The sequence below is a fragment of the Sulfitobacter sp. PM12 genome, from assembly GCF_045586035.1.
Lineage (GTDB): Bacteria > Pseudomonadota > Alphaproteobacteria > Rhodobacterales > Rhodobacteraceae > Sulfitobacter > Sulfitobacter pontiacus.
The window spans coordinates 617,640-638,205 of record NZ_CP151529.1 but is presented as its reverse complement, the minus strand read 5'-3'; the positions used below and the strand labels follow the sequence as shown (position 1 = coordinate 638,205).

Here is a 20,566-nt window from a genome sequence, read left to right as displayed (position 1 = left end):
GGAAGCGAGCCCAAGCAGCACCAAGCGTTATAAAATGCGTGTCAGGTCAGCCGCGCGTAAAGGCCATTGCGCGCGCGCAAGCTGTCGTGTGTTCCGGCTTCTACCTTGCGCCCTGCCTCCATGACGATGATCTGGTCGGCATGTTTCACCGTCTCGAGCCGATGCGCGATAATGAGCGTGGTGCGGCCCTTTGAAAGCCGCTCCAACGCCTGCTGGATGTCGCGCTCCGTCTCCCGATCCAGCGCCGATGTTGCCTCGTCCAGGATCAGGATCGGCGGGTTTTTCAGGAAAGCGCGAGCAATGGCGACGCGCTGTTTTTGCCCGCCCGACAGCATGACACCCCGCTCGCCCACGATGGTTTCCAGCCCTTCGGGCAGTGCGGAGACCAGCGCGCCCAACTGGGCATTCTCGACCGCAGCATCCAGTTCCGCCGCCGTGGCATCGAGTTTGCCGTACAGGATATTCTCGCGCAGGGTGGACCCGAATAGGAACACATCCTGAGAGACCAACCCGATCTGAGAGCGCAGACTGTTCAGGGTCATATCCGCAATGTCGATCCCATCAATCGTAATCCGCCCGCCGGAAGGGTCGTAAAACCGCGGGAGCAATGCCAGAAGCGTTGTCTTGCCCGCACCCGACGGCCCGACGAAAGCCACTGTCTCACCGGCTTTGGCGGTCAAGGTGACGTTGTGCAGAACGGGCAACGGGCTGTCATAGGCAAATGACACATCTTCAAAAGCGACCTCGCCTTGCGTGACGGTCACTGCGACGGCATCCGGCCGATCGCTGACATCGCGGTCGGTCTGCAACAATTCGGTGTAGCGTTGGAAACCGGCGATACCGCGGGGATAGGTTTCGATCACAGCGGCAATTTTCTCCAGCGGGCGGAAAAAGACGCTGACCAGCAGCAGGAAGCCGACAAAGCCGCCCGTGGTCAGCGACCCTTCCAGCACAAAACCCGCACCCGCCACCATCACCACAACCTGCACGAAACGCAGGCCCATGTAGTGGATCGCACTGGCCTTCGCCATGATCGCATAGGCCGACAGTTTGGTCCTGCGATAGGCTGCGTTGTCACGCGCGAACAACGTTTCTTCGTGACCTTCATTGGCAAAGGCCTGCACGACCCGGATGCCGCTGATGGCTTCCTCCAGGCGCACGTTAAAGGCCCCCACACGCGCATAGATATCGCGCCAAGAACGGGTCATGCGCGCGCCGTAGACGGCCACCACCCAGACCATCAGCGGCACGATCACGACCGTAATCAGGGCAAGCGTGACATGCAGATTGATCATCAACGCAAAGGCCCCGACAAAAGTGACCACCGCGATAAACAGGTCTTCGGGTCCGTGGTGCGCGACCTCGCCTATCTCTTCCAGATCGCGGGTCACGCGGGCGACAAGCTTGCCGGTGCGCGCCCGGTCATACCAGCGCCAAGACAGCCGGGTCAGATGCGAAAAAGCGCGGCGGCGCATCTCGGTCTCGATCTCGATCCCCAGACGGTGCCCCCAATAGATCACCACCCCCATCAGGGCGGTATTGACCAGATACACCAAGAGCAGCCCAATCGCGGCCAGTATGGTCAGCCTCAGGTCGCCAAGCGGCAGCAGGTGATCTATGAAGGCGGTGATGGCGAGCGGGAAGGCAAGCTCCAGCAAGCCGGACAGCACGGCAGAGCCGAAGTCCACCCAGAACAGGCGCGTGTGGGGACGATAGTATTCGAAAAATTGGCGGAGCATAAGGCTGGCTTTCGGATAAATGTGGTCGGGGTCAAATCGGATGAACGACGGGGCTGGGCTTTGTGTCGATGACCTGCATGGGCAGGCCGTAGATCCGCCCTAGCGCGTCCGGGTCGAGCAAGGAGTGCGCCGCGCCCTCAAGCGCCACGCGCCCGGCATCCAGCGCGATAACATGATCGCAAAAGCGCACCGCCATATTCACGTCATGCAGCACCACCACGGCAGAAAGCGCACCGGCGTTGACCGTTTCACGCAGCAGCCCCAGCACGTCGATCTGATGGGCCACATCCAGCGCCGAAATCGGTTCATCCAGCAGCAAGCTACGCGCCCCCTGCGCCAGCATCATCGCTATCCACGACCGCTGTTTTTCCCCGCCCGACATGGTGTCGACCATCTGGCCGCGCTTGTGCTCCAGACCACATTGAGCAATCGCCGTATCAATCATAAAGCGATCCTCGGGGCCCAATCGACCCAAGGCGCCGCGCCAGGGGTATCGGCCAAGCGCGACCAGCTCCTCCAGCCACAGCCCTTCGGTCGAGGGGGTCACCTGCGGCAGAAATGCCAGATCGCGGGCAAAATCCCGCGGCGTCCAGTCCCTCAGGTCTTGGCCGCCATATTGGATGGTTCCAGCGCTCGGCCGGGTTTGCGCGGCGAGCATTTTCAGCAGCGTTGATTTGCCCGACCCGTTGCGCCCGACAAGCGCCGTGATCCCCGGCTTGATCGCCAAGGAAAGGTGATCGACCAGCCGCCGCTTGGGCACGTCAAAGCAGACATTTTCGAGCGTAAAGAGGGTCATGCGTGTCTCCGTCCGAGCAGGGCAATGAAAAGCCAGGGCGTGCCGATCAGCGTCGCGAAAAGCCCCAGCGGCAGGTCGTAGGGGTAGCTGGCGGTGCGCGCCCCAAAGGCCGCGAGGCTCATGAGCAACGCACCCAGACACCAGCTGGCCGCCAGAAACGGCGCGGGGCGCAGCAGGCCAAGGCTGCGGGCGATATGGGGGGCCATCAGGCCGACGAAACTGACCGGGCCGACCAGCACGCTTGCCGCGCCAGTGGCCAGCCCTGCCGCCAGCACAACGGCAAGCCGCACGGTGCCAAGCGGCACCCCCAGACCCTGCGCGACACCCGATCCCAGCGGCAGGATGTCGAACCAGCGCGACAACAAAAGCGCCGCGCCAAGCGCCGCCACCGCCATCGCGGCAAGCGCCATCGCCCCTGCGACCGAGACCCGTGTAGCGCTTCCCGCAAGCCACCCCAGCAAGGACCATGCTCTGGGATCACCTGACGCCATAATCGCTGCCAGAAGGGCCGAGGCGAAGGCTCCGATCGCCAGCCCCGCCAACAACAGCCGCGCCGGTGCCATATCACTGCGCGCCGCATAGGCGGACAGGATGATCAGCGTCGCCGCCGCCCCGCCCGAAGATCCGAGCGCCAGCGCCACGGGCGACGGGGCGGGCAGCAGGAACAGCGTCGCCGCATAGCCAAGCGCGGCACCACCGGTCACACCCAGAACCTCGGGCGCGGCCATCGGGTTTGCCGTCACCCGCTGCAATGCCGCCCCCGAAAGCGCCAGCAGCGCTCCGGCAGCGGCAGCCGCCAGAATGGCCGTGGCCCGCAATGGCACGAAACTCGCCGCAATCGCGCCCGATATCACGCCCCAGCCCTCGGGTCCGCGGGTGCCAAACAGGCTCAGCACGGCAAAGGCGACCGCCGCGCAGGCCAGCAGAGCAACCCGCCGCCACGGGTGCGGCGCGCGCGGTGGCAAAGTGTCGTTACGTTCAGCCTCGGGCGGGACAATGTTGCGCAATCGCGGGAGCAAAGCGATCAAAAGCGGCCCGCCAATCAGCCCGGTCAACGCGCCCGTCGGCAGTTCTGGCAGCCCAAAGGCGGCAAGCGCCAGCAGCGCGCTGTCCACCAGCCACAGCAGCAGCGCGCCCGCCAGTGGCGCGGCCAGCAGGACTTGCGCCACGCTGCGCGCGCCCAAACGCCGTGCCAAGGCCGGTGCCGCCAGCCCGACAAACCCGACCAGCCCCACCTCGGCAGAGACCATGGCCGAGACGAACACCGCCAACGCCAGCGCCGCGACCCGTATCGCCCCGACCTGTGCCCCAAGCGCCTTGGCCGTGGCCCCGCCAAGACTTAGGGCCACCAGCGGCCGCACCAGCAAGGCGGCCCCCGCCGCCCCCAGCACCAGCACCACAGTCAGTCGGGTCACCCCGTGCCAACTGTCTTGTGAAAGCGCCCCGCCGTTCCAGATCACCAGCGACAGCAGGTAATGCCCCTGCCCCAGTGTGAGCGCGGTAGAGATGGCGGAAGCAAGCATGCCCACCAGCATCCCCGCGATGGTGACCGTAACAGGCGCAAAGCCACGCCGCGCGCCAAGCGCCATGACAATGAGCGCTGCAAGCCCGCCTCCGACCAATGCGACAGGGCCGGGACCAAGGGCGAGCATATTCGGCCAGAGGAGCGTGGCGCAGACCAGCGCCAGCTGTGCACCCGAGGCCACGCCAAGGGTCGTTGGATCAGCCAGCGGATTGCGCAGCACCGCCTGCATCAAGGCACCCGACAGCCCCAGAAGCGCCCCGATCAGCAGGGCAATCACGGCCCTCGGCATCAACCCGAAGGCAAAGAGGATCTGTTCGGGCGACAGGTCTTGCGGACCTGCGACGGGCAGCACCCATTGCGCAGCGGGCAGGGCGGCAAGCGCTGCGATGGTCCATAGGCACGCCGCGCCGATGGCGGCCACAAGGGGCAGCGTCAAAAAGGGCGGACGGATCATGCGGTTTCCAGCGCGGTCACAAGATGGGACGCAAAACGCAACCCGGAAGGCGCGCCGCCAAAGGGCATCTGATCGGGCAGATACGACACGCGACCCGCCCGCACGGGCGGCAGCGCGGACCAAAGCGCGCTTTGGCCAATCGCGCGCCGTGCAGTCACTGGCAAAGCGCCCGCGATGACCAGATGCGCCTGCGGAAAATCGATCAATCTGGACAGAGGGACCGGGGCATTGAATCCGAGTTCAGTATCGCCGCCCCAGGCATTCGTCAGACCGATCCGGTGAAGCGCCCCGCCATACAGGCTGTCGCTGCCATAGATCTGCACATGACGCGCATCCCCCACCGTCATCAACACAAAGGGGCGCGCGGCAAAGCCTGTCGCCCGTGCGCTCAGCGCATCGAAAGCGGTCTCAAAGTCCTGACGCACCCGATGGCCCACCTCTCCGCGGTCCAGCTGTATTGCCAACGTCTCCAGCGCCGAAAGCGCTTTGGGCAGCGCCGGTTCGGTCGGGATGAACATATTTTGTGTGAACACCGGTGCGATACGTCCCAGCTGCGGTTCAACGAAACTGTAGAAATTCGACGACAGGATCAGGTCAGGGGCGACAAGGCTCAGCGCTTCGAGGTTGGGGCTGCCGCGCAGCCCGACATCCGCACAGTTCGGGGGCAGCGTCACCGCCGTACCGCGCAGGAACTGACGTTTCTCTGCCACGGCAACCAGCGGCAGGTCGAGGGCGGCCGCGGTTTCCGCCATCGCCCAGTCAATCGCGGCGAGGCGCGATCCCCCCCAACCGCGTGCGCCGCGCGCGCGAGATGCCACAAGAGCGCAGGCTCCTGTGGCAATGATCGCGCGGCGCGTGAGGGCGAGGGGTTTTACCACTTCTTGGACAGCGTCGCAGAGATCGTGCGCCCGTCGCCATAGTAGGTGGAGAAATAGCCCACCGACGAGACATAAGCCTCGTCCGTCAGGTTGGTCACATTGACCTGCAGTTCCGTGCCGTCGTCAAAGTCATAGGACACAGCCGCATCCAGCAGCGTCACAGAGTCGAGCTGATTGGCATTGGCGTTAAACGCATAGCGTTCCCCGATGAACCGCGCGCCTGCGCCCACGGTCAGCCCGGCAAGCGGTCCGCCCTGGATCTCTTTCGATGCCCACAGCTTGAAGGTATGTTTCGGGGTCAGCCCCAGTTCGTTGCCATTGTTGTCACCGCCGATGATCTCGCTATCGGTATAGGAATAGCCGCCCGTCACGCTCCAGCCGTCGGCCAGATTGGCACGGCCTTCCAGCTCAATCCCGCGGATGCGGGATTTGCCGACCTGATCATAGGCCCGCACCCCGGCCCCATTCTGTACATAGACGGGGCGGTTCTTCTCTTCGAGCTGATAGATCGAGGCCGACAAATAGGCATCAAGGGTGGCGGGCAGGTATTTCGCGCCAACTTCCCATTGCTCGCCCGTGGTCGGGTCAAGCGCTGTGCCCGTATCGCCCGGTTCTGCAAAGCTTTGGAACGAGGTGCCATAGGACAGATAGGCCGACACGCCATTGTCCCAGACATAGCCAACGCTTGCCTGACCGGTGGTGGCGCTGTCGTCGCGTGTCAGATCAACGGTGCCGGGCGTGCCGCCAGAGCCCGGAACGGTGTAAAGGGTGTTGGACTGCCCTTCGGATTTGTTTCGATCATGGCGCAAGGCCAGACCCGCGCGCCAATGGCCATATTCGATTTCGTCGCTGGCGTAGATGCCGACCTGTTCCACGGTCACATTCTTGTTCGCATACCAGCTTGCCCCGTCGCGCACCGGCGTGATCGGGCTGTAGTCTGGCGCGGCAAAATCAATGCTGTCCTGACCATAGTAAAACACGCTGAGCGCAGTTTCTTCGAACCGGCTGGCATCGATACCAAAGGCGAGATTATGCAGCACATCGCCGGTCAGCGCCGAGCCTTCAAGCCGCAGGTCCGTGGCATAAGACGTCACATCTTCGTCTTGCAACAGCTGTGTGCGCGCCACATCGGTGCCGGTCACGCCGCCGACAGAAAGGTTGGAATAGGACCAGTCGAATTTCGTCACGCCCGTGTTGCTGACCAGCCGCCAGCCATTATCGAACGTGTGGGTGACCTGCGCGCCCAGATTAAGCACTTTGCGGTCGCCGTATTCCAATGCCTCATTGCCAAAGTAGAAGTCGCGCAGGTCTTCGTCGGAACGGGTGCCGACCAGCCCGTTGGGCACGCCCGAGGGGGAATCCGGGTCGTCATCCTGATAGGACAGCAGGAATTCCACCGTCGTAGCATCGGTCGCCTGGTATTTCGCGGCAAAGCCCAGATAGGCCCCGGGGTTGTCGTATTCATCGATCCCCAGAACGCGATTGCCCGCCTTGCCGACGATGCGGTAAGCAAAGCGGTTATCGACCACGCGGTTGGCATCACCAAAGACATAATAAGACCCGTTGCCATCCGCATGCAGGCCCAGCTCGGTCGTGTCGCCATCAGATTGCGCGCGTTTCTGGATCAGGTTCACCAGCCCGGCGGGCGACCCTGCCCCGTATAGCACCGAATTTGGGCCGCGCAGAAGCTCCACCCGTTCCATGCCGTAAAGATCAAGCGAGGGCGCGCCATAGTTCGGGCGCGTAGAGCGGCTGAACTGCAACCCGTTGAGGTAGATCTGGTTTTGCAGGTCAGCCCCGCGGACCGAAATTGAATCAAACCGCGGATCGGCCCCATAGGCTTCGGTCACGACACCCGCCGCATAGCCAAGCGCCTCTGAAAGATTGTTGGCGGCCGTATCCTCGATCTGGTCGGTGGTGACCACCGTGACGGAGGACGGCGTTTCCAGCAAGGACCGCCCGCTTTTGGTCGACGCCGTGGTGCCCGCGGCATAGCCCACCACCGGGCCGGTCGGGTCTTCTTCGGACTGGATGATGATCTCGCCCAGATCAACGGCGTCCTGCGCCGTCGCCACACCGGCAGACAGGGCCAGCGCGCTGGTCCCCAGCATCAAGAAAAAGGTGAACTTCATGGATGTACGTCCCGCTGTTTATTTTTCCGAGTATTTAACTCAGCTATAAGGCGACGTCTTGAACGCATCCGCCGTCATTTGTCCCAATCCGCTGTAAACGTATCACTGAATATCGCGTCGCCACTGCGATGGCGGCACCCCGACAGACCGGCGAAAGACCCGTGACAGATGGGCCTGATCGGAAAAACCGGTTGCCGCGGCGATGTCGGCAAGGGGGCGTCCGGGGTCGGCCATCATCTCCTTGGCGGCGACGACGCGGCATTCAGCTATCCAGCGTTGGGGCGACAGACCCGAGGTTTGCTTGAACGCGCGGCTGAACCAGCTTTCGGAGAGCCCCGCCAAATCTGCCAGTTCGCCCACACCGACGGGGCGAAATATATTCTGCGCCATGTACTGCCGCACGGCCGTCATATGCTGAGGCGACAGCCCGCCGGACGCAGGCAGGGCGTTTTGCGACGCCGGGTCCATCACTGCGCCCAAAAGCGATTGCAGCAGGCCTTCCAAGACCATCGTCCCACGTTGAGGGGTCTCCACTTCGCTGGCCGCCAGACGGCCAAGGGTCAGCAGCACGCTATCCTCCGGCGCAAACATCACGCGGCGAGGCAGCTCTGATACGCCGATCGCACCAAGCCGTGTCTGCAATGCCGCCGCGTCAAAATGGAAATCGATATGGCTGAGCCTTTGGGCCTTGCCCAGCTTGCTCCACAACGGGGTGCCTGCCGGAACAAAGAAAGCGCGCGTTCCGAATTGGGCCGTCGCCCCCTCGCCCGTTCGAAGCGCGATCAGCGGCGGGGTGTCATCCAGAAAGACCACAAGGCGCGGATCCGGTGCGGTGTAATACCCGCCGCCCCCTTGGTCCCCGTCGACATGCCAAACATCTGCGATAGCCCCCGACAAGGGCCGAAACCGCAAGGGCTTGATCGTGCGCAGGTTCCGGGTCTGCGCCTCCATACGAGGGACAAAAACCTGTGGCACATAGGATTTTGATAGAGGGGCGGATGACATGACGACGCGCTGAGACAGCTCCAGAATTCTGAAACCATTTTCTGACAAATTTACTCGGATAAGTCAATTCCGCAACATCCCCGCGGGGATCGTCACCAAGGGTCAGTCTTGCACCATCGATACGACGCGCCCCACTGCGCTTTGCACCAAGGGCATATAGGCCTGTTGTGCCTCCCGAGGCCACCGGATGAACAGCATGGCCTCGCCTGCGATCCTATTAGCGCTCAGCGTCGCTTCCAGATCTTGAAGGGAGCACCGCAAAATCTTCTGATCCTTGCGCTGCGCTTTCACGGCGATTTGCAGGTCGAACTGAACCCCCGGATGCGCTGTCTTTAGATGATCCACAATCTGTGGCGCAGCACCCACGGCCATGTAAAGCGCCACGCATGTGCCGGGTCTGATATCCTTGATCGGTTCGGGCACCGCATATCCATCTTGGCGATGGCCGGTCGTCAGCACCACGGTGTCGATCTTGCCCCGATCCGTCAGGCTTTCACCGATGCTCGCGGCCGCGGCGCAGGCCGCGGTGACGCCGGGAATGATCTCGAATGCGATACCGCTGGCTTTCAGCGCATCGACTTCTTCTGTGCTGCGCCCGAACACCCCCGGATCACCGCATTTCAGCCGTACGACGCGCTGGCCGCGTTTGGCAGCCATCACCAGGGTCTGTGTGATTTTCTCTTGCGGCCAACTGTGACAGCCCGGAGCCTTCCCAACGTAAATGCGCTCGGCGTCACGACGGGCCAATTCAAGGATTTCAGGGTCAAGCAACCGGTCATAATAGATCACATCGGCTTCTTGCAGGCGCTGCACGCCGCGCAGGGTGATCAGATCCTTCGCCCCCGGTCCTGCGCCAACAAGGCTGACACTGCCGCCCGCAGCGGTGCCGAAGTCGCCCGTTTCGATGGCCGACTTGATACGCTTGGCCGCCGCGCGTTTGGCACCGGCGGCAAACATCCAGCGCGGGCTGTCGTTGAAGACCCAACGCCACAGATCGCGACGCGCGCGCGGATCAAGGCGCGCAGACGCTTTCCCCCGCAACCGGCCCGCAAGAGCAGCAAGATCCCCCAGCCGCGGCTCCAGCATTTCCTCTACTTTCGTCTTGATCTGGCGGGCCAGCACCGGGGCTGTCCCCTCGGTGCCGATGGCCACGACCACCGGATCACGGTCCACGATCGAAGGCGTGATCGCGTCGCAAAGCTGTGGCTGGTCGACGACGTTCACAATCGCCCCGGTCTCTTTGGCCAAAACATGCAGCGCCATGTCCGCACCAGGGCAGCCAGTGGCGATAAAGGCCAGCGCGGTGTCTGAAAAGCTGTGCGGGGTGATTGGACCGTCGTGAAGTGTGACACGGCCCGATGCAGCAAGGTCCGACAGTTCGGCATCGAATGTAGTCGCCCAGACCTCGACCGTCGCCTCGGTTTTCAGGATCAGGCGCGCCTTCTGGGCGGCCTGTTCGCCCCCGCCCATGATCACGACGCGGCGACCCGCCATTTGCAGGAACATTGGAAATGTCTTCATGCGGATTGCTCCTTTGACTGGTGTCGCTGGTCCCAAAGGCTGCGCGCCATTTGGTCGGCTTGAGAGAGCGTCGGAGACGCCTTCAGCGTCCACAGCGCAAGTGCCGCAGTTCCGGTCACCGTGGCGATTGCGAAAGGATCGTCCACGCGCCCCTGCCACAGGCCGTGCAGGTCGATGATATCGCCTGTTTCATGCAAACGCCGGGTGTCATCCAGGATTGGCGCGGCGGTCTGCTGGATATGCGCCCCGTCGCGCAGGCCGAACAGGGTGATGTCCTTGGAGGGATGGCGCTCGAATTCGCCGCCGCCCCCTTTGATGATGCTCAGATCCTGCTGGCCCAACAGTTGCGCGGCTTGGGCCTGCAGGCTGCGGTAGGACGGGTGGAACACACCTTGCACCGTCGCCGGGGCCTCGGACGGGTTCCACATCCGCAATACCGTATTGAAGCACGATCTGAGGCCGAGCGTATCGCGCAGGTTCAAGATGCTGAAAGCCGCAGGGCTTAGGGTTTCAAGCGGGGTATAGGTCACCTGCGGTCCGGCAAGATCGATCACTTCGCGCACCGATGCATTGGCCGATTGATGCGAATTCCACCCGTGCATCGAAATGCTGTAACCGGCCTGCCCCACCAGCCGCGCAGCAAGCAGGAACAGCGGCACCCCCCGGCTGCGACCTGCGGCATAGGACGGCCAGTCCAGATCCGCTCTGGGCAGTTTGCCCACCACATGTGCGCGCAATGCTGCGGTGAAACCGGCAATCTCTTCGGGGGTTTCGCCGCGCAGACGCATGACCATCAACAGCGCGCCGACCGCTTCGGGGGCAGCATCACCGCGTAAGATCAGCGCCATGGCGTCCTGAGCTTCGGCCAAGGTCATAGCGCGGGCACGCCCCTTGCCGCGCGCGACGATCCGGACATAGGGGGCCAGGCTCATTCTGCGGCCATCCGTTGCAAGGTCTGATCCAGCAAGGCGGCGAGTTCGGGTTTGCACGACCCGCAGTTTGTCCCCGCGCAGGTGGCGTCGCCCAAGGCCGCGACGGTAGAGGCCCCGCCGGCGATAGCCGCCAGCAAGGTGTTGCGCCCCACATCAAAACAGGCACAGACCGTAGCACCCGGGTCCGGCCGGTCAGCGGCATTGCGCCCGGCGAGCGCCGCCAACGCCGATGTGTCCGTCCCGATCAGCGAGATAATCGCACTGCGCGAGACGACCACCGGATTGGGGGATACGAAAAGCAGCCCGGTGATCCGCCCACCTTGGGTTATCGCAATCCGGACGCCACCGGTCGCCGCGTCGGACTGGAGCGAGAGATCACCCTCCGCCTGCCCCGTCAGAAGACGGGCCTCTGCCTCCCAATCCTCGGGGTTTTTACTGCCCGCCAGCTCTGCCTGCCAGCCCGTATTGGTGCGGGCCACGGCGGCATAGGTGGTGCGCGGGGCGGGTTCCGCGATGCTTGCCAGAAAGCCGTACCATTTCGCCTTGAAAACCTCGGCAGTGACAGCGCTGGCCTTCAAGGCGGGTTGACCTGAAATCGGGTCGGTCAGCGGCGTCATGACGCTATTGACCGTGCCCGCGGTGCTGCGCTGACGTGTCCAGTGCATTGGCGCGAACAACGCGCCTTGGGCGACGCGCGGGGTGATCAACGCCCGCATCAAAACGCGACCACGGCTGTTTTGCAACGCGATCAACGCCCCGGGGAGTGCCCCCAATGCGGCGGCATCAACTGGGTTCATCTCTACATACGGTTCGGCCAGATGTGCCCCAAGCCGCGCCGATTTGCCCGTGCGCGTCATCGTGTGCCACTGGTCGCGGTTCCGTCCGGTATTGAGCGTAAAGCGTGAATTCAGCGACACAGGGGATGTCACGGCAACCATCTGCGCCTTGCCGTCAGGGTGATAATATTGCCCGTCCGCAAAGAAACGCGCCCCATTGCGCGGCCATTGGGTCGGCACCATTTTCGCGTAATCCGCATCGGCAAAAATGCTCAGATCAAGATCGCGCGGGAAGGCCGAAGCGGCCTGATCAAGCGCGACATATTCGGCAAAGACATCCGCGGATGAGCCATAGGAAAAGGCACCCGAAAACCCCATACGCTTGGCCACGTCGCTGATGATCTGCCAGTCGGGCCGCGCATCACCGGGGGCGGGCAGAAAGGCGCGCTGGCGCGAAATGCGCCGTTCGGAATTGGTCACGGTCCCGTCTTTTTCACCCCAACCGGTGGCGGGCAGCAGGACGTCAGCCAACGCGTTGGTATCCGTCTTCTCCATGATGTCAGACGTAACAACAAAGGGCACATTTGCAATTGCGGCCGCCACGCCATCGGCATCGGGCAACGACACCGCGGGGTTGGTCGAGATAACCCACAGTGCCTTGATCCGCCCGTCGGCACAGGCCTCGAACAGATCGACAGCCTTCAGTCCCGGTTTGGTGCAGATCGTCGGGCTTTGCCAGAAACTCTGCACCGCGCTGCGATGCGCTTCATCCCCGATCTCTAGGTGGTTTGCCAGCATATTGGCCAGACCGCCAACTTCGCGTCCCCCCATGGCATTGGGCTGGCCGGTCAATGAGAAAGGGCCCATCCCCGCCTTGCCAATGCGCCCTGTGGCAAGATGGCAATTCAGGATCGCGTTCACCTTATCCGTGCCGCAGACCGATTGGTTGACGCCTTGGGAGTACGCGGTGACGACTTTGGGCGTGTTTGCCCAAAGCGCATAGAAATCAGCCAATTCCCGAGCGTTCAACCCGCTGTCCGCCGGATCACTGGCCTGTGCCGCCGCCAGTGCCGCGTCCAGCCCGTTCACATGGTTTTCCGTATAGGCCGTGTCGAGTTTTCCGGTCTCTGCCAGATACGCCAGCAACCCATTGAACAAGGCAACATCCCCGTCGGGGGCGATCCTCAGATGCACATCTGCTAGATCGGTGGTCGCCGTACGGCGCGGATCGACATTGACGATCCGCATATGGGGGCGCGCCTGTTTTGCGGCGGCAATACGCTGGTGCAGGACCGGATGGCACCACGCCAGATTGGACCCGACAAGCACAACCAGATCGGCTTGCTCCAGATCTTCATAGGTGCCGGGAACGGTATCGGTGCCGAAGGCACGCTTGTGCCCCGCGACAGAGGACGCCATGCACAGACGTGAATTCGTGTCGATATTGGCCGCCCCGATGAACCCCTTCATCAGCTTGTTGGCGACATAATAGTCTTCGATCAGCATCTGGCCCGAAGCGTAAAAGGCGACGCTTTCCGGACCATGCTGCGCGATGGCATCGCTGAATTTCTGCGCCACCATATCCAGCGCCGTATCCCAGTTTGCCCGCACCCCGTTGATCTGCGGATGCAAAAGCCGCCCGTCCAGATCAATGGTTTCCCCCAAGGCAGCGCCTTTGGAGCAGAGCCGCCCGAAGTTGGCCGGATGATCCGGATCCCCCTTGATTGTACCATCGGCGGCCGCCAGCACACCGCAACCTACACCGCAATAAGGGCAAGTGGTGCGCGTGAGGGTCATGCGGCGCTCCGCGCTTGCAGGAACGTCCGGTCCAGCAGGATGCGCCCGCTTTCCACCCGCGCCGGATAGGTCGCGACGCGGCCCGCGTCCGCGCCCTGCGCCTCTCCGGTCTCGAGAGAGAATACCCAGTTGTGCAGCGGGCAGGTCACGGATTTGCCATGCACGATGCCTTCGGCCAATGGCCCCGCCTTGTGCGGACAGGCATTATCAAGCGCAAAGACCTCATCCTCGGCGGTGCGGAACACCGCGACACAGCCAAGCGTGGTCTTGATCATACGCGCACCGCGCTGTGGCACCTCCTCAAGGGCTGCGATATCGATCCAGCTGGTCATTCCGCAGCCTCCAGTGACAGGGTTGCAAGGGGTTTGTAGCGCTCGGCCTGCTGGGTCACATGTTCGGCCCACGGGTCTTTGCGGTAAATCGTTTGGCTCAGCTCGAAGCGATCAACCAAAGCGTCGCCTTCGGCAGCAACCCGTTCCTTGATCCAGTCCAGACCGACCTTGGCCATCCATTTGTAGATGCGATCAAGGTATTTGGCATTCTCGCGATACAGCTGGGTCACCGCCTTGATCACATTGATCGCCTCTTGCTCGGTCGGCACCTGGATCAGCAATTCGGTTTCCCTGACGTCCATACCGGCCGCCCCGCCGATGCTGATCTGGTATCCGCTGTCGACACAGATGACGCCGATGTCCTTGCAGGTCGCTTCGGCGCAGTTGCGCGGGCAGCCCGACACCCCGAGTTTCAGCTTATGCGGCGTCCAGGCCCCCCAAAGCTCTTTCTCAAGCTGGATGCCCAGACCCGTGCTGTCCTGGGTGCCAAAGCGGCAATGATCCGTACCGACACAGGTTTTGACCGTGCGCAGCCCTTTGGAATAGGCATGTCCCGACACCATGCCGGCCGCGTTCAGATCGGCCCAGATGTCGGGCAGATCCTCGCTTTTTACACCCAATAGGTCGATCCGCTGCCCGCCGGTGACCTTGACCGTCGGCACCATGTATTTATCCGCCGCATCGGCAATGGCACGCAGTTCGTCGGGCGTGGTGATCCCACCCCACATGCGCGGCACGACGCTGTAGGTGCCGTCCTTCTGGATGTTGGCGTGTTTGCGTTCGTTGATGAAACGCGATTGCGGATCGTCGCGATATTCCAGCGGCCAGTCGGCAAGCAGATAGAAGTTCAACGCGGGGCGGCAGACATGGCAGCCGTCGGGCGTCTTCCACCCGCATTCCTGCCAGACCGCCGGCATCGAGGTCAGTCGCTGCGACTTGATCATCCGCCGCACGTCTTCGTGGGTCATGTCGGTGCAGCCGCAGATCGACGCCGCGGCAGGCACGACGAAATCATCCCCCAGCGTGACCGCCAATACCTGTTCGACCAGCCCGGTGCACGTCCCGCAGGATGCGCTGGCCTTGGTCGTCGCTTTGATCGCGCCCAGATCAGAGGCGCCCGCCGCGATGGCGTCTTCAATTTGTCCTTTGCAGATACCGTTGCAGCCACAGATCTCCGCGTCACGCGGTAAGGCTGCAACAGCTGCTAAAGGGTCCAGGGGGGTCCCCCCTTGGTAGGCCGGGCCGAAAATCAGCGTATCGCGCATGTCCGCGATGTCGGTCTTGTCGCGTATCAGGCCAAAGAACCAGTTGCTGTCGGCGGTGTCGCCATACATCACCGCCCCGATCACCACGTTGTTCTTGATCACCAGACGGCGATAGACACCCCGCGCCGGATCGCGAAAGACGATATCCTCGCGCCCCTCGCCATCGGCAAAATCGCCCGCACTGAACAGATCGCAGCCCGTCACCTTGAGCTTGGTCGACAGCTCTTTCGGGACAAAGGTCGATGACTGCCCCAGCAGGGTCTGCGCCGCTACCTTTGCCTGATCGTACAGCGGTGCCACCAGACCGAACAGCGCGCCATTATGTTCCACGCATTCCCCGACAGCCAGCACATCGACGTCGGAGGTCACCATCTGGTCATCCACATGGATGCCCTTTCCAACGGCCAAGCCTGCGCCCTGCCCGAGTGCCACGTTGGGGCGGATGCCCACGGCCATGACCAGCAAATCGCAGGGCAGTTCCGTCCCGTCATCCAGCAGCAGGGCACGGACCTTTCCGTTCTCGCCCAGGATCTCCTTGGAGTTTGCGGCGCATTTGACGGTGATGCCCTTATCCGTCAGGGCGCGGCGCAGCAGATATCCTGCGGCCTCGTCCAATTGCCGTTCCATCAAATGCCCCATGATGTGCACAACGGTCACGTCGACGCCGCGGGCCGCCATGCCTGCCGCCGCCTCCAACCCCAGCAGCCCGCCGCCGATCACGACGCATTTACTGCCTTCGCCCAACCCCATCATCCGTTCGGTGTCTTCCAGATCGCGGTAGGCGATGACGCCGTCCAGATCGTGACCCGGCAAAGGGATCATAAAGGGGTTCGATCCGGTGCCCAGAACCAGCTTGTCATAGGACACCGTGCCGTTCTCGCCCGTGATCGTCTTTGCTGCGCGGTCTATTTCCAGCACCTTTTCGCCAAAACGGCAGGTGATGTCATTTTCGGCGTACCATCCATCATCATGGGTCACGATGTCGGCATAGGTCTTCTCCCCCGACAGGACCGGGGACAGCATGATACGGTTGTAGTTGCCCCGTGCCTCTGCGTTGAAAAGGGTGATGTCATAGGCATCGCGGTCCTGTTCCAGAAGATGCTCCAGCACCCGACCGGAGGCCATACCGGCACCGATTACGACAAGTTTCTGTTTCATGGTCTCACTCCGCCGCGATTGCTTTGGGTTTCGGTGTCCCGCCGGAGGCAGGTGATTTCGGCGCATTGCCGTGTTCGTATTCCTCGAGGAAATCGAGCACTTCTTGCCGGTAGCTGTAATAGTCGGGGTGTTCGAGCAGCGCCTTGCGGGTGCGTGGACGCGGCAGGTTTACGTCGGTGATCTTGCCGATGGTGGCTTGGGGTCCGTTGGTCATCATCACCACGCGGTCGGCCAGCAGGATCGCCTCGTCCACATCATGGGTCACGCAGATTGCCGTCACTTTGGTGCGCGACCAGACTTCCATCAGCACTTCCTGCAATTCCCAGCGGGTCAGACTGTCGAGCATGCCGAAAGGTTCATCCAGAAGCAGCAGTTTGGGCGATAGGGCAAAGGCACGGGCAATGCCGACCCGCTGTTTCATCCCGTTCGACAAGCTGGCGGCATTCTTGTCCATACTGTCTGCCAGCCCGACGCGTTCAAGGTAGTATTCCACCACATCCTGACGTTCCGCCTGCGACGCGCGGGGATAGACCTTGTCGACACCAATGGCGACGTTCTCCTTGGCCGAGAGCCACGGGAACAGATTGGGCGACTGGAACACGACGGCGCGTTCGGGGTCTGCACCTTGGACGTTCCACCCGTCCAGACGGATCGCCCCTTTCGAGATCGGGTTCAGCCCCGCAGCCATCGTCAGCACAGTGGATTTACCGCAGCCCGAATGCCCGATCAGCGAGATAAATTCGCCCCTGTTGATCTTGAGATCAAAGTTCTCGACCACGGTCAGCGGCCCTTTCGGCGTCGGATACACCTTGTCGAGCTGCGAGAAATTCAGGAATTTTTCCTGGATGGCACCTTCCTGCGCCTTGGAGACTGCCGCGGGCACTGAATGGATCGGCGTGACATTGGGCAGCATACGCGTTTCTTCGACTTTCGCGGCGATGCCGATGTCCATCAGATAGGTCGTGACCTGCCCACGCAGCGCCTTGAATGCCGCGTCATTGTTCATCGCAATCCGGTCGCGGGGGCGGGGAATGTCGACTTTGAATGCCTCCCCAAGCGTGCCGTCCGGATTAAGGGCGATGATCCGATCCGCCAGGATGATCGCTTCATCCACATCATTGGTGATCAGGACACAGGTTTTCTTGTCTTCGTCCCAGATCGCCTCGATCTCATCCGCCAGATTGGCGCGGGTCAGGGCGTCGAGCGCCGAGAGCGGCTCATCCAGCAGCAGCATTTCGGGGTCCATCGCCAGGGCGCGTGCCACATTGACCCGCTGGCGCATCCCACCGGACAATTCAGCAGGGCGGCGCGTGGCCGCATGGGACAGACCCACCATGTTGACATAGTGATCGACCTTGGCCGCCCGTTCGATTTTGGAGAGATCAGGGAACATCGTATCGACAGCAAGCCTGACGTTGCCCTGCACGGTCAGCCACGGCATCAGCGAATAGTTCTGAAAGATCACACCGCGTTCGCGGCCCGGTTCGGTGATGGGCTTTCCCTTGTAGGTCACGCTGCCCGAGGTCGGCTGCTCAAGCCCTGCCATCAGATTGATCAACGTGGTCTTGCCGGTGCCCGAGAACCCGAGGATGACGACGAATTCACCTTCGGCAACGTCAAGGGAGATGTCCTTGAGAACGGGTTGGGTGTCATAGGTTTTGGTGACATTTTTGAAGTTCAAGATACCCATATCGATCACCGGTTATTCGAGAAGGTGAACATGGACTGGAGCGCATACATCACACGGTCCAGAAGGAAGCCGATGATGCCGATGGTCAGCACCGCGACCATGATCCGCGCCAGACTTTGCGAGCTGCCGTTCTGGAATTCATCCCAGACGAATTTTCCAAGCCCGGGGTTCTGCGCCAGCATTTCCGCCGCGATCAAAACCATCCAGCCCACACCAAGCGACAGCCGCAGCCCGGTAAAGATCAATGGCAGCGCCGAGGGCAGCACCAGTTTGGTGATCTTGGTATAGGTATTCATTTTCAGCACACGACTGACGCTGACAAGATCCTTGTCGATGCTGGCGACGCCAAGGGATGTATTGATCAGCGTGGGCCAGAGCGAGCAGAGCGTAACAGTGATCGCCGAAATGAGGAATGACTTGGAGAACATACCGTCATTGGTGCTATAGACGGCTGATACGATCATGGTCACGATGGGCAGCCATGCCAGTGGCGAGACCGGTTTGAAGATCTGTATCAGCGGATTCAGCGCCGCATTCGCCGTTACAGACAGGCCCGCAGCGATGCCCAACGGGATGGCAACGATCGACGCAATGAGAAAACCGAAAAGCACCGTTTTGATCGAGGTCCAGATCTGGTCGTAGTAGGTTGGCTTGCCTGTATAGGCGCGATCACGCACACGGTCTGCGTTGCCACTTGCGATATGCTTGGCGTTGCGCGCCTCTTGCCGCTCGTAGAAGGCGGCTTCGCGTTCGCCCTCGCGGATGGCGTCCTGATGCAACTCGCCCACCTGCTCCCAGACTTGGGCAGGGCCGGGCACAGCCCCGAGCGAGGTTTGAACCTTGGGGGCCAAGCTTGCCCAGAGGGTCAGGAAGATCGCAATCGCCAAGAGCGGCACGCCCAGAAGCCGCCAGATCTCGCCCGCCTGCGCGCGCGGATTATCCCCCGCGGCGGCCTTCAGGATCGGTGTCATCCAAGACAGGCCAAAGACGCTGAACCATGCGTCGGCCTTGTTGATCCGGGCAAAGCGCCGCGCGCGGCGGGCTTCGATATCGAGTGTGTTTGTGTCAATCGCGGTCATATCGGCTGTCCAATTGCTGCTTTTGATGAAAGTGGCTCCCTCCCCCCTCCGCTTTGCAGTGTGGCAAAGCGGAGGGGCGGGGTTTAGCCTTCGACCTTGCTGTCGACGACCGTTTGACCGGACTTCAGACCGATGGGCAGGCTGTCGATATAGGCGTTCGGCGCGCGTCCGTCGTAGCTGATCCCGTCGATGATATCGGCAGCCGGTGTCGGTGCTTTGAAGCCATCGCTATCCCAAGGGAACGCCGCTTCGTCGGCCATACCCTCGTCCACCAGCAGCCTTGCGGCCTGTAGGTAGATGTCCGGGCGATACACGTCTGCAGCCGTCTCGAAATACCATTCATCCGGCTTTGTCTCGTCGATCTGGCCCCAGCGACGCATCTGGGTCAGATACCAGATCGCGTCTGAATAGAACGGATAGGTCGCATTGTAGCGGAAGAAGACGTTGAAGTCGGGGGCGGGGCGCACATCCCCTTTTTCGAACTCGAAAAAGCCGGTCATGGAGTTGGCGATCACATCCGCATCCGCGCCCACATATTCAGAGCGCGACAACATCTCTACCGCTTCCTCGCGGTTGGCGTTGTCGTTAGCATCAAGCCACATTGCCGCGCGGATCAGTGCCTTGGTCAATGCAAGCGTGGTGTTGGGGTTTTCCTCGGCAAATTCGGCGGTAATGCCAAAGACCTTCTCGGGGTTGTTTTTCCACATGTCGTAGTCGGTGATCACCGGCACGCCGATCCCTTTGAAAACCGCCTGCTGGTTCCAAGGCTCCCCCACGGCGTAGCCCGATATCGTCCCTGCTTCCATTGTCGCAGGCATCTGCGGTGGCGGCGTCACGGACAGCAGCACATCCGCATCAATCTGACCGGAAATATCTTGCGCGCTATAGTAGCCGGGCTTCAGTCCGCCCGCCGCAAGCCAGTACCGGATCTCGTAGTTGTGGGTCGAAACGGGAAAGACCATGCCCATATTGAACGGCTCGCCGCGGTCCTTGTAGCCTTCAACCACCGGAGCCAAAGCACTGGCGCTGATGGGATGCTGCGGCCGACCATCGTCCATCGTGGGCACGTTCGGCTTCATCTCGTCCCAGATGTCATTGGAAACGGTGATCGCATTGCCGTTCAGGTCCATCGAGAAGGGCGTGATGATATGCGCTTTGGTGCCATAGCCGATCGTTGCCGCCAGCGGTTGGCCCGCCAGCATATGCGCGCCGTCCAGTTGGCCGTCGATCACGCCGTCCAGCAGCACTTTCCAGTTGGCCTGCGCCTCAAGCCTGACAAAAAGGCCCTCGTCCTCAAAATATCCCAGCTCGTAGGCCACAGCCAAAGGTGCCATATCGGTCAGCTTGATAAAGCCAAAGGTCAGCTCCTCTTTCTCGAGCGCCAGCATTTCGGCCGACGCCGCGGTCGCCAGCAGACTTGTCGAGGCGAGCAGGAGTGCGAATGTATTTTTCATGGGTCATGTCCTTTCATGGCCCCGAAGGGCAGA

The 20,566-nt window shown here is 62.0% G+C and carries 14 protein-coding genes; all 14 read right to left on the bottom strand.

The annotated features are described in order from the left end of the window. Nucleotides 1-41: 41 nt before the first annotated feature. Nucleotides 42-1,739, bottom strand: a complete 1,698-nt coding sequence (locus tag AADW22_RS02975) for an ABC transporter ATP-binding protein (RefSeq protein ID WP_407474230.1) — start codon at nt 1,737-1,739, stop codon at nt 42-44. 31 nt (nt 1,740-1,770) lie between these two features. Beyond that, nucleotides 1,771-2,535, bottom strand: a complete 765-nt coding sequence (locus AADW22_RS02970) for an ABC transporter ATP-binding protein (RefSeq protein WP_407474229.1) — start codon at nt 2,533-2,535, stop codon at nt 1,771-1,773. Further along, on the bottom strand, nt 2,532-4,514 hold the full coding sequence (gene fhuB / locus AADW22_RS02965) for a Fe(3+)-hydroxamate ABC transporter permease FhuB (protein ID WP_407474228.1): 1,983 nt from the start codon (nt 4,512-4,514) through the stop codon (nt 2,532-2,534). The genes AADW22_RS02970 and fhuB overlap by 4 nt, the downstream gene beginning before the upstream one ends. Beyond that, nucleotides 4,511-5,332: an ABC transporter substrate-binding protein gene (locus AADW22_RS02960; protein ID WP_407474227.1), complete on the bottom strand. Its 822-nt coding sequence runs from the start codon at nt 5,330-5,332 to the stop codon at nt 4,511-4,513. The genes fhuB and AADW22_RS02960 overlap by 4 nt, the downstream gene beginning before the upstream one ends. A gap of 53 nt (nt 5,333-5,385) precedes the next feature. Continuing rightward, entirely contained in the window at nt 5,386-7,524 is a 2,139-nt protein-coding gene (locus AADW22_RS02955; RefSeq protein WP_407474226.1) for a TonB-dependent siderophore receptor, read from the bottom strand. A 102-nt stretch (nt 7,525-7,626) separates the two neighbouring features. Beyond that, the gene (locus tag AADW22_RS02950) at nt 7,627-8,529 is read right to left on the bottom strand and encodes an AraC family transcriptional regulator (RefSeq protein WP_235183741.1); all 903 of its coding nucleotides are present in this window, start codon (nt 8,527-8,529) and stop codon (nt 7,627-7,629) included. 102 nt (nt 8,530-8,631) lie between these two features. Further along, entirely contained in the window at nt 8,632-10,050 is a 1,419-nt protein-coding gene (cysG, locus tag AADW22_RS02945; protein ID WP_407474225.1) for a siroheme synthase CysG, read from the bottom strand. Beyond that, nucleotides 10,047-10,982 (bottom strand): glycosyl transferase family protein, encoded by a 936-nt coding sequence (locus AADW22_RS02940; protein ID WP_407474224.1) that lies wholly within the window; start codon nt 10,980-10,982, stop codon nt 10,047-10,049. The genes cysG and AADW22_RS02940 overlap by 4 nt, the downstream gene beginning before the upstream one ends. Further along, complete coding sequence (locus AADW22_RS02935) at nt 10,979-13,555, bottom strand: molybdopterin-dependent oxidoreductase (RefSeq protein WP_407474223.1); 2,577 nt, start codon at nt 13,553-13,555, stop codon at nt 10,979-10,981. The genes AADW22_RS02940 and AADW22_RS02935 overlap by 4 nt, the downstream gene beginning before the upstream one ends. Then, nucleotides 13,552-13,887, bottom strand: a complete 336-nt coding sequence (gene nirD, locus AADW22_RS02930; RefSeq protein ID WP_132997456.1) for a nitrite reductase small subunit NirD — start codon at nt 13,885-13,887, stop codon at nt 13,552-13,554. The genes AADW22_RS02935 and nirD overlap by 4 nt, the downstream gene beginning before the upstream one ends. Further along, nucleotides 13,884-16,310: a nitrite reductase large subunit NirB gene (gene nirB, locus AADW22_RS02925; protein WP_407474222.1), complete on the bottom strand. Its 2,427-nt coding sequence runs from the start codon at nt 16,308-16,310 to the stop codon at nt 13,884-13,886. Before nirB ends, nirD begins: the two co-directional genes overlap by 4 nt. A gap of 4 nt (nt 16,311-16,314) precedes the next feature. Beyond that, nucleotides 16,315-18,000 (bottom strand): ABC transporter ATP-binding protein, encoded by a 1,686-nt coding sequence (locus tag AADW22_RS02920; RefSeq protein ID WP_407474221.1) that lies wholly within the window; start codon nt 17,998-18,000, stop codon nt 16,315-16,317. Nucleotides 18,001-18,005: 5 nt separating this feature from the next. Then, entirely contained in the window at nt 18,006-19,079 is a 1,074-nt protein-coding gene (locus AADW22_RS02915) for an ABC transporter permease (RefSeq protein ID WP_005850988.1), read from the bottom strand. An 83-nt stretch (nt 19,080-19,162) separates the two neighbouring features. Further along, complete coding sequence (locus tag AADW22_RS02910; RefSeq protein ID WP_037942965.1) at nt 19,163-20,533, bottom strand: CmpA/NrtA family ABC transporter substrate-binding protein; 1,371 nt, start codon at nt 20,531-20,533, stop codon at nt 19,163-19,165. Nucleotides 20,534-20,566: the final 33 nt, after the last annotated feature.

What these genes read in the sequence shown, in the direction of transcription:
- AADW22_RS02955 (WP_407474226.1), bottom strand. Translation starts at nt 7,524, where the DNA reads ATGAAGTTCACCTTTTTCTTGATGCTGGGGACCAGCGCGCTGGCCCTG.
- AADW22_RS02970 (WP_407474229.1), bottom strand. Translation starts at nt 2,535, where the DNA reads ATGACCCTCTTTACGCTCGAAAATGTCTGCTTTGACGTGCCCAAGCGG.
- AADW22_RS02920 (WP_407474221.1), bottom strand. Translation starts at nt 18,000, where the DNA reads ATGGGTATCTTGAACTTCAAAAATGTCACCAAAACCTATGACACCCAA.
- nirB (WP_407474222.1), bottom strand. Translation starts at nt 16,310, where the DNA reads ATGAAACAGAAACTTGTCGTAATCGGTGCCGGTATGGCCTCCGGTCGG.
- AADW22_RS02975 (WP_407474230.1), bottom strand. Translation starts at nt 1,739, where the DNA reads ATGCTCCGCCAATTTTTCGAATACTATCGTCCCCACACGCGCCTGTTC.
- AADW22_RS02915 (WP_005850988.1), bottom strand. Translation starts at nt 19,079, where the DNA reads ATGACCGCGATTGACACAAACACACTCGATATCGAAGCCCGCCGCGCG.
- AADW22_RS02940 (WP_407474224.1), bottom strand. Translation starts at nt 10,982, where the DNA reads ATGAGCCTGGCCCCCTATGTCCGGATCGTCGCGCGCGGCAAGGGGCGT.
- cysG (WP_407474225.1), bottom strand. Translation starts at nt 10,050, where the DNA reads ATGAAGACATTTCCAATGTTCCTGCAAATGGCGGGTCGCCGCGTCGTG.
- fhuB (WP_407474228.1), bottom strand. Translation starts at nt 4,514, where the DNA reads ATGATCCGTCCGCCCTTTTTGACGCTGCCCCTTGTGGCCGCCATCGGC.
- AADW22_RS02950 (WP_235183741.1), bottom strand. Translation starts at nt 8,529, where the DNA reads ATGTCATCCGCCCCTCTATCAAAATCCTATGTGCCACAGGTTTTTGTC.
- AADW22_RS02910 (WP_037942965.1), bottom strand. Translation starts at nt 20,533, where the DNA reads ATGAAAAATACATTCGCACTCCTGCTCGCCTCGACAAGTCTGCTGGCG.
- AADW22_RS02935 (WP_407474223.1), bottom strand. Translation starts at nt 13,555, where the DNA reads ATGACCCTCACGCGCACCACTTGCCCTTATTGCGGTGTAGGTTGCGGT.
- nirD (WP_132997456.1), bottom strand. Translation starts at nt 13,887, where the DNA reads ATGACCAGCTGGATCGATATCGCAGCCCTTGAGGAGGTGCCACAGCGC.